Raw genomic sequence first — 1,741 nt, forward strand, 5'->3', positions numbered from 1 at the left:
CAGGCTAGGCGGACGGAGCGCAGGAACCGGAACGTACCTTGGGGTACGTGAGGATTCCGAGCACCGCCCAACGACGCATGGCGCCTGCGCAGTAGCCGGATTACATGCCCATGCCGCCCATGCCGCCCATGCCGCCCATATCACCACCACCCATGCCGCCACCGCCGGCACCGGACTCGTCTTTCGGAGCCTCGGCCACCATGCACTCGGTGGTCAGCATCAGCGACGACACAGACGCTGCATTTTGCAGTGCGGTGCGGGTCACTTTGGTGGGGTCCAGGATACCCATGTCGATCATGTCGCCGTAGGTCGCGTTGGCGGCGTTGTAGCCGTAGTTGCCTTTACCGGCCAGCACGGCGTTCACCACCACGCTTGGCTCTTCGCCGGCGTTGGAAACGATGATGCGCAGCGGCTCTTCGATGGCACGCAGGATCAGCTTGATGCCGGCGTCCTGGTCAGGGTTGTCACCCTTGATGGTGCCAGCGGACTGCTTGGCGCGCAGCAGAGCCACGCCACCACCAGCCACAATGCCTTCTTCCACAGCAGCGCGGGTGGCGTGCAGGGCGTCTTCCACGCGGGCTTTTTTCTCTTTCATCTCGACTTCGGTGGCAGCGCCCACCTTGATCACGGCAACACCGCCGGCCAGCTTGGCCACGCGTTCCTGCAGCTTTTCACGGTCGTAGTCGCTGGTCGCTTCTTCGATCTGGACACGAACCTGCTTGACGCGGGCTTCGATGTCAGCAGCGGCGCCGGCGCCGTCGATGATGATGGTGTTTTCCTTGCCCACTTCGATGCGCTTGGCCTGGCCGAGGTCAGCCAGCGTGACTTTTTCGAGGGTCAGACCGACTTCTTCAGCGATGACCTTGCCGCCGGTCAGGGTGGCGATGTCTTCGAGCATGGCTTTGCGGCGATCGCCGAAACCAGGCGCCTTGACAGCCACAACCTTCAGGATGCCGCGGATGGTGTTGACCACCAGCGTGGCCAGGGCTTCGCCTTCGACGTCTTCCGAGATGATCAGCAGGGGACGGCTGGACTTGGCGACTTGCTCCAGCGTAGGCAGCAGGTCACGGATGTTGCTGATCTTCTTGTCGTAGAGCAGAACAAACGGGTTATCCAGAATCGCGGATTGCTTTTCAGGGTTGTTGATGAAGTAAGGCGACAGGTAGCCACGGTCAAACTGCATGCCTTCAACCACGTCGAGTTCGCTGTTCAGCGACTTGCCGTCTTCAACAGTGATGACGCCTTCTTTACCGACTTTGTCCATCGCTTCAGCGATGATCTTGCCGACTTCTTCGTCGCTGTTGGCGGAAATCGTGCCGACCTGGGCAATTTCCTTGCTGGTGGTGGTGGGCTTGGAAGCTTTCTTCAGCTCTTCGACCAGGGCTGTGACAGCCTTGTCGATACCGCGCTTCAGGTCCATCGGGTTCATGCCGGCGGCGACATATTTCATGCCTTCGCGAACAATGGCTTGTGCCAGAACGGTAGCGGTCGTGGTGCCGTCACCGGCGATGTCGGAGGTCTTGGAAGCAACTTCCTTGACCATCTGAGCGCCCATGTTCTGCAGCTTGTCCTTGAGTTCGATTTCTTTCGCGACGGACACACCGTCCTTGGTCACGGTAGGGGCGCCGAAAGAGCGCTCCAGAACCACGTTGCGGCCTTTGGGGCCCAGGGTGACCTTGACTGCGTTGGCCAGGATGTTCACACCCTCGACCATGCGTGCGCGGGCTTCGCCGCCGAAAAT

General features: G+C 60.7%; 1 protein-coding gene. It reads right to left on the reverse strand.

All coding sequences use genetic code 11. The features are described from left to right. Window positions 1–100: 100 nt before the first annotated feature. Window positions 101–1,741, reverse strand: a 1,641-nt coding sequence (gene groL / locus PSV33_RS16390; RefSeq protein WP_300563341.1) for a chaperonin GroEL, incomplete at its 5' end; no start/stop codon positions are given.

The organism is Polaromonas sp. (genome assembly GCF_029945895.1).
Lineage (GTDB): Bacteria > Pseudomonadota > Gammaproteobacteria > Burkholderiales > Burkholderiaceae_C > Polaromonas.